The 6,501-nt window shown below is 72.1% G+C and carries 6 protein-coding genes; all 6 read left to right on the forward strand.

Annotation, left to right across the window (positions count from 1 at the left end; translation table 11 throughout):
* Positions 1-73: 73 nt before the first annotated feature.
* Positions 74-280 (forward strand): Trm112 family protein, encoded by a 207-nt coding sequence (locus F8279_RS28715; RefSeq protein WP_091418686.1) that lies wholly within the window; start codon positions 74-76, stop codon positions 278-280.
* Positions 277-1,473: an SIS domain-containing protein gene (locus F8279_RS28720; RefSeq protein ID WP_091418688.1), complete on the forward strand. Its 1,197-nt coding sequence runs from the start codon at positions 277-279 to the stop codon at positions 1,471-1,473. The genes F8279_RS28715 and F8279_RS28720 overlap by 4 nt, the downstream gene beginning before the upstream one ends.
* Before the next feature lie 28 nt (positions 1,474-1,501).
* Entirely contained in the window at positions 1,502-2,524 is a 1,023-nt protein-coding gene (locus F8279_RS28725) for a cation diffusion facilitator family transporter (RefSeq protein ID WP_091418690.1), read from the forward strand.
* Positions 2,525-2,527: 3 nt separating this feature from the next.
* Positions 2,528-3,688, forward strand: a complete 1,161-nt coding sequence (gene manA / locus F8279_RS28730) for a mannose-6-phosphate isomerase, class I (protein WP_091418693.1) — start codon at positions 2,528-2,530, stop codon at positions 3,686-3,688.
* A 288-nt stretch (positions 3,689-3,976) separates the two neighbouring features.
* The gene (gene ahcY, locus F8279_RS28735) at positions 3,977-5,476 is read left to right on the forward strand and encodes an adenosylhomocysteinase (RefSeq protein WP_091418695.1); all 1,500 of its coding nucleotides are present in this window, start codon (positions 3,977-3,979) and stop codon (positions 5,474-5,476) included.
* A 177-nt stretch (positions 5,477-5,653) separates the two neighbouring features.
* Positions 5,654-6,501: iron uptake transporter permease EfeU (efeU, locus tag F8279_RS28740; protein WP_151501611.1), on the forward strand; the 848-nt coding region annotated here is incomplete at its 3' end.

Consider the following 6,501-nt stretch of genomic DNA (forward strand, 5'->3'; position numbering starts at 1 on the left):
TCGGCCGATAAGATCGCGTGCGCCGACCGGCACCGCCGACCGGTGAGACCGCATACGTGGAAGGAGCCGCGCCGTGGCCCTGGACCCGCAGTTGCTCGACATCCTCGCCTGCCCGGACACGCACCACGCCCCGCTCGACTACGACGCGCAGGCGCAGACGCTCACCTGCACCGAGTGCGGTCGCATCTTCGAGGTCCGGGACGACGTCCCGGTGCTCCTGCTGGACGAGGCGCGCGGTGGACCCGCCGCCGACGAGGCGCGGGGCGGGTCGTCGCGGTGATGGAGGGTACGGCCGGGGTCAGCGGCCACCGGCACGCCGACGAGGCCCTGCTCGACGACGCGGCGCAGCTCTCCGAGCGGGATCCGGGCGGCATGCTCCGGCACACCGCGTCCGCCGGCGCCCAGGTGCGCGAGTCGGCGGCGCTGGCCGCCGAGGCGAACCTGTCGGTGCTCGCCGACGACGGACGGCCCCGCGCGGTGGTCATCGCCGGCATCGGCACCGCCGGACGTACCGGTGACGTGCTGGCCACCGTCGCCGGGCCGCGCTGCCCGGTGCCGGTCATCCCGCACCGCAGCGCCGGCGTGCCGGGCTGGGTGGGCGCGGCGGACGTCGTCATCGCGGTGAGCGCGTCCGGTCGCAGCCCGGAGGCGCTGGGTGCGGCCGAGGCGGCGCACCGGCGCGGCGCCCGGCTCGTCGCGGTCGGCGCGCCCGACTCGCAGCTCCAGTCGGTGGCGGAGCGTGCGCGTGCGCCGTTCATCCCGGTGCCCCGGCGTGCGCCGGCCCGGGCCAGCCTCTGGGCGCTCACCGTGCCGGTTCTGCTGGCCGCCCGTACCCTCGGGCTCGTGAAGGTCAACGAGGCGGATCTGGCCGAGACGGCGGCCCGGCTGGACGCCGACGCCGATCGATGCCGGCCGACCGCCGAGTCCTTCGTCAACCCGGCGAAGTCGCTGGCGCTGGGCCTGTCCGGTTCGATCCCGATCGTGTGGGGTTCGTCCCCGCTGGCCACCGTGGCCGCCCGGCGGTTCGGCGACACGCTGTCCGCGAACGCGCGCTACCCGGTGGTCGCCGGTGCGCTGGGCGAGGCGGGCCGGGGCCGCGTCGGCCTGCTCGACGGGGTGTTCGGTGGCCTGGCCGAGGGCCAGCGGGACATCTTCGCCGACCCGGGCGACGACGAGTCCGACGGCACCCGGCTGCGGCTGGTGCTGCTGCGTGACGGCGGGCTCAACGCCGACGACGACACCGACGAGCCGCTGGCGGTGGAGGAGCGCCGCGCGGACGCGGTGCAGACGCTCGCCGAGCGGCGCGGGGTGCGCTGCGACGTGGTGACCGCCGAGGGCGGCTCCGCGCTGGAACGGCTCGCGTCGCTGGTCGCGGTCCCCGACTTCGCCTCGATCTACCTGGCCCTGGCACATGGGCTGGACCCGATGGCGGTACCGGCCATCACGGAGATGAAGGAGCTGGCGAACCAGTGACCACACGGGGCATCGAGCGAGGCGGGGAATGAGCGCAAACGGGGGCACCAAGGCGATCGTCGCCGCCCTGGCGGCGAACCTCGGCATCGCCGTCACCAAGTTCATCGCGTTCGCCCTCACCGGCTCGTCGTCGATGCTTGCCGAGTCGATCCACTCGGTGGCCGACTCGGGTAACCAAGGGCTGCTGCTGATCGGCGGCCGGCGGGCCAAGCGGCAGGCCACGCCGCAGCACCCGTTCGGGTACGGCCGGGAGCGCTACATCTACGCGTTCATCGTGGCGATCGTGCTGTTCAGCATCGGTGGCCTGTTCGCGCTCTACGAGGCCTACCACAAGGCGTCGGACCCGCACCCGATCGAGAGCTGGCAGTGGGTGCCGGTGGCGGTGCTGGTCGCGGCGATCGTGATGGAGAGCTTCTCCTTCCGTACCGCGATCAAGGAGTCCAACCTGATCCGGGGCAACCAGACCTGGGTCCGGTTCATCCGCCGGGCCAAGGCCCCGGAGCTGCCGGTGGTGCTGCTGGAGGACTTCGGCGCCCTGGTCGGTCTGGTCTTCGCGTTGTTCGGCGTCGGCATGACGCTGATCACCGGCAACGGCATGTGGGACGCGGCGGGCACCGCGATGATCGGCGTCCTGCTCGTGGTCATCGCGATCACGCTGGCGATCGAGACCAAGAGCCTGCTGCTCGGCGAGGGCGCCGAACAGAGTGAGCTGGCCAAGATCGAGCAGGCTGTGACGGACGGTCCCGAGGTGGAGCGGATCATCCACATGAAGACGCTCTACCTCGGCCCGGAGGAGCTGATGGTGGCGGCGAAGATCGCGGTGCCGGCCTGGGAGACGGCCCAGGACCTGGCGCGCGACATCAACGCGGTGGAGGCGCGGATCCGCCGCGATGTGCCGACCGCCCGGGTGATCTACCTGGAGCCGGACATCTACTCGCCCGCCGCCGAGCGGGCCGGCACCGGGCAGGCGGCGGACACCGCCGTCCCGGAGACCGTGACCAGTGGTGGGACGCAGGCGGCCGACGAGGTGGCCGGGCGGCCCGGGAGCTGACCGATGGAGTTGTTGCAGGGCCGGATCCGTGACTACGCCTGGGGCTCACGCACCGCGATCGCGGAGTTGCAGGGGCGGCCGGTGCCGAGCGACGGGCCGGAGGCGGAGCTGTGGCTGGGCGCCCATCCGGGCGCCCCGGCCACCGTGCAGCGGGACGGCCGGCCGGTCAGCCTCACCGAACTGCTGGTGGCCGAGCCGGACCACTGGCTGGGTGAGCGGCTGGTCGGCCGGTTCGGCACGCGGCTGCCGTTCCTGCTGAAGGTGCTGGCGGCCGACGCGCCGCTGAGCCTCCAGGCGCATCCGGACGCCGAGCAGGCCCGCGCCGGGCACGCCGCCGACGTGGTGCGGGCCAACTACGTGGACCCGTACCACAAGCCGGAGCTGCTGGTGGCGCTCTCGGAGTTCGACGCGCTCTGCGGCTTCCGCGATCCGGGGGAGTCGGCGGAGGCGATCGCCGCGTTCGGCGTACCCGCGCTGGAGCCGGTCGTGGCGGCGTTGCGCGACGGGCCGGCGGGGCTGCGGGAGGCTGTACGCCTGCTGTTGAGCTGGCCCCGGGCGGAGCGCGCCGGGCTGGTGGCGGCCGTGCTGGCGGGGGCGGACGCGGGTCCGGCGCCGGCGGACGCCGCGCTGGTGCGCACGCTGGCGGCCGGCTATCCGGCCGACCCGGGCGTGGTGGTGGCGCTGCTGCTGCACCATGTCCGGCTGGCGCCGGGCGAGGGCATCTGGATGCCGGCCGGGAATCTGCACGCCTACCTGCACGGCACCGGCGTGGAGATCATGGCGGCCAGCGACAACGTGCTGCGCGGCGGGTTCACCGCGAAGCGGGTCGACGTGGACGAGCTGCTGCGGGTGCTCCGGTTCGAGGTGCTGACCCAGCCGGTGCTGCGGCCGGAGCAGGTGGAACCGGGGGTGCTGACCTGGCCGGTGCCGGTGGAGGACTTCGCGCTGCACCGGGTCGAGGTGACCGCCGGGTCGCCGGGGGTGCGGCTGACGCTGCCGGGGCCGCGGGTGGTGCTCTGCCGGACCGGGAAGCTGACCGTGGACGACGGCGTGGGCACGGTCACGCTGGACGCGGGTCAGGCGGCCGTCGGGACGGCGGCCGGTGGCCCGCTGACGGTGGGCGGGGCAGGCGAGGCGTTCGTCGCCACTTGCGGCATGCACTGATCCGCACAAGTCCGACTTTCCCGAAATGGCTTGACGGTCACGCTGCGTGGTGTGACCCTATGGGTACGCAGCGTTGTCGCGACGAAGGTCCGGTGACGTGCGGGGGAACCAAACCGGGGGGATGCACGGGGCGGCCGGGCCGTGAGTGGAAAGTCCGCTCACGACCGACCGCCCCGTGCGCTGTCCGCCGACCGGCCGATTGCGCGGTCGGCCAACCGGGCACGGGTCGAATGGCCCGCGAGCGTAAGGTGGAAGGCTGCGCACCACCATCGTTCGACAGGAGCTTCCATGACCAGCACCCTCCCGGCGGCCTCCAGCGGCGCGTCGTCGCAGGCCCGGCCGAGCACCCTCGCCGAGGGCGACTACAAGGTGGCGGATCTGTCGCTCGCCGAGTTCGGGCGCAAGGAGATCCGGCTCGCCGAGCACGAGATGCCCGGCCTGATGGCGATCCGGCGTGAGTTCGCCGAGGCCCAGCCGCTGGCCGGCGCCCGCATCACCGGTTCGCTCCACATGACCGTTCAGACCGCCGTCCTGATCGAGACCCTTGTCGCGCTCGGCGCGCAGGTCCGCTGGGCGTCCTGCAACATCTTCTCCACCCAGGACCACGCCGCCGCGGCGATGGTGGTCGGCCCCGAGGGCACACCGGAGGCCCCGGCCGGCGTGCCGGTCTACGCCTGGAAGGGCGAGACGCTGCCGGAGTACTGGTGGTGCACCGAGCAGGTGCTCAACTGGCCGGACGGGCAGGGCCCGAACATGATCCTCGACGACGGTGGCGACGCCACCCTGCTCGTCCACAAGGGCGCCGAGTTCGAGAAGACCGGCGTCGTGCCGCCGGTCGAGTCCGCCGACTCCGAGGAGTATGCGGTCATCCTCGAACTGCTGCACCGCTCGCTGGCCGAGGACGGCCAGCGCTGGACCCGGATCGCCGCCGACATCAAGGGCGTCACCGAGGAGACCACCACCGGCGTGCACCGGCTCTACGAGATGCACCGCGCCGGCACGCTGCTCTTCCCGGCCATCAACGTCAACGACTCGGTGACCAAGAGCAAGTTCGACAACAAGTACGGCTGCCGCCACTCGCTCATCGACGGCATCAACCGCGCCACCGACGTGCTGATCGGCGGCAAGATGGCTGTCGTCATGGGCTACGGCGACGTGGGCAAGGGCTGCGCCGAGTCGCTGCGCGGCCAGGGCGCCCGGGTCGTGGTGACCGAGGTCGACCCGATCTGCGCGCTGCAGGCGGCGATGGACGGCTACCAGGTCGCCACGCTCGACGACGTGGTGGAGCAGGCCGACATCTTCATCACCGCGACCGGCTGCTTCGACGTCATCACCAACGAGCACATGGCCCGGATGAAGCACCAGGCCATCGTGGGCAACATCGGCCACTTCGACAACGAGATCGACATGGCCGGCCTGGCCAAGCGCAGCGACGTGACGCGGGAGAACATCAAGCCGCAGGTCGACGTGTGGCGCTTCGACGACGGCCACGCGATCATCGTGCTCTCCGAGGGCCGCCTGCTGAACCTGGGCAACGCCACCGGCCACCCGAGCTTCGTGATGTCGAACTCGTTCGCCAACCAGACGATCGCCCAGATCGAGCTGTTCACCAAGACCGAGGAATACCCGATCGGCGTCTACGTGCTGCCCAAGCACCTGGACGAGAAGGTCGCCCGGCTGCACCTGGACGCGCTCGGCGCGAAGCTGACCACGCTCACCAAGGAGCAGGCCGCCTACCTGGGCGTCTCCCCGGAGGGCCCGTTCAAGTCGGACCACTACCGCTACTGAGTTCCACGCTCGGAGAAGGGACCGGGGCCGGCCGCCGCGCGGCCGTCCCGGTCCCTTTTCGCGTACGGGGGAAGGCCGTCGGATGTCGAACCGGGTGACGTTACCCGGATCAGCTTGACGTTTGCTGTGAACAGGAGCAAGGTATGCCTGCCCTAACTTAGCGACGACGGAGTGCTGATGTTCGCCACGTACCTGATCGGCCTGCGCGAGGGTCTGGAAGCGACGCTCGTGGTCAGCATCCTCGTCGCCTTCCTGGTCAAGTCGCAGCGCCGGGACCGGCTGCCGCAGGTGTGGGCCGGCGTCGGCCTGGCCGTGGCGCTCTCCGTCGGCTTCGGCTCGCTGATCCAGTACACCTCCACCTCGCTGCTGCGCACCTCCGAGTCGCGCGAGCTGTTCGAGGCGGTCACCTCGGTCGCCGCAGTGGTCTTCGTGACCTGGATGATCTTCTGGATGCGCCGGGCCGCCCGCACCATCGCCGGTGAGCTGCGCGGCAAGCTCACCGACGCGCTCGCTGTCGGCTCCCTGGCCGTCGCCGGGATGGCGTTCCTCGCCGTGATCCGCGAGGGCCTGGAGACGGCGTTGATCTTCTACGCCGCCGCCGAGAGCGCGGCCGGTGGCACCGGGCCCGGCTCGCTGCTCGCCCTGGCCGGGGGCATCGCCACCGCCGTCGTGATCGGATTCCTGCTCTACCGCAGCGCCGTGCGGATCAACCTGAGCCGGTTCTTCACCTGGACCGGCGCGCTGCTCATCCTGGTCGCCGCCGGCATCCTCAAGTACGGCGTGCACGACTTCCAGGAGGCGGGCGTGCTGCCCGGCCTGAACGACCTCGCCTTCGACATCTCCACCACGCTCGACCCGGGTTCCTGGTACGGCGCGCTGCTCGCCGGCATGTTCAACGTCACCGCCGCGCCGACAGTGCTGGAGCTGGTCGCCTGGGTCGCGTACGCGGTGCCGGTGCTCGTCCTCTTCCTGCGCAAGCCGGCCCAGCCCGCCCGGCCCGTGCAGCCCGCCCAGCCGGCCCAGCC

Source organism: Micromonospora sp. AMSO1212t (assembly GCF_008868145.1).
Lineage (GTDB): Bacteria > Actinomycetota > Actinomycetes > Mycobacteriales > Micromonosporaceae > Micromonospora > Micromonospora tulbaghiae.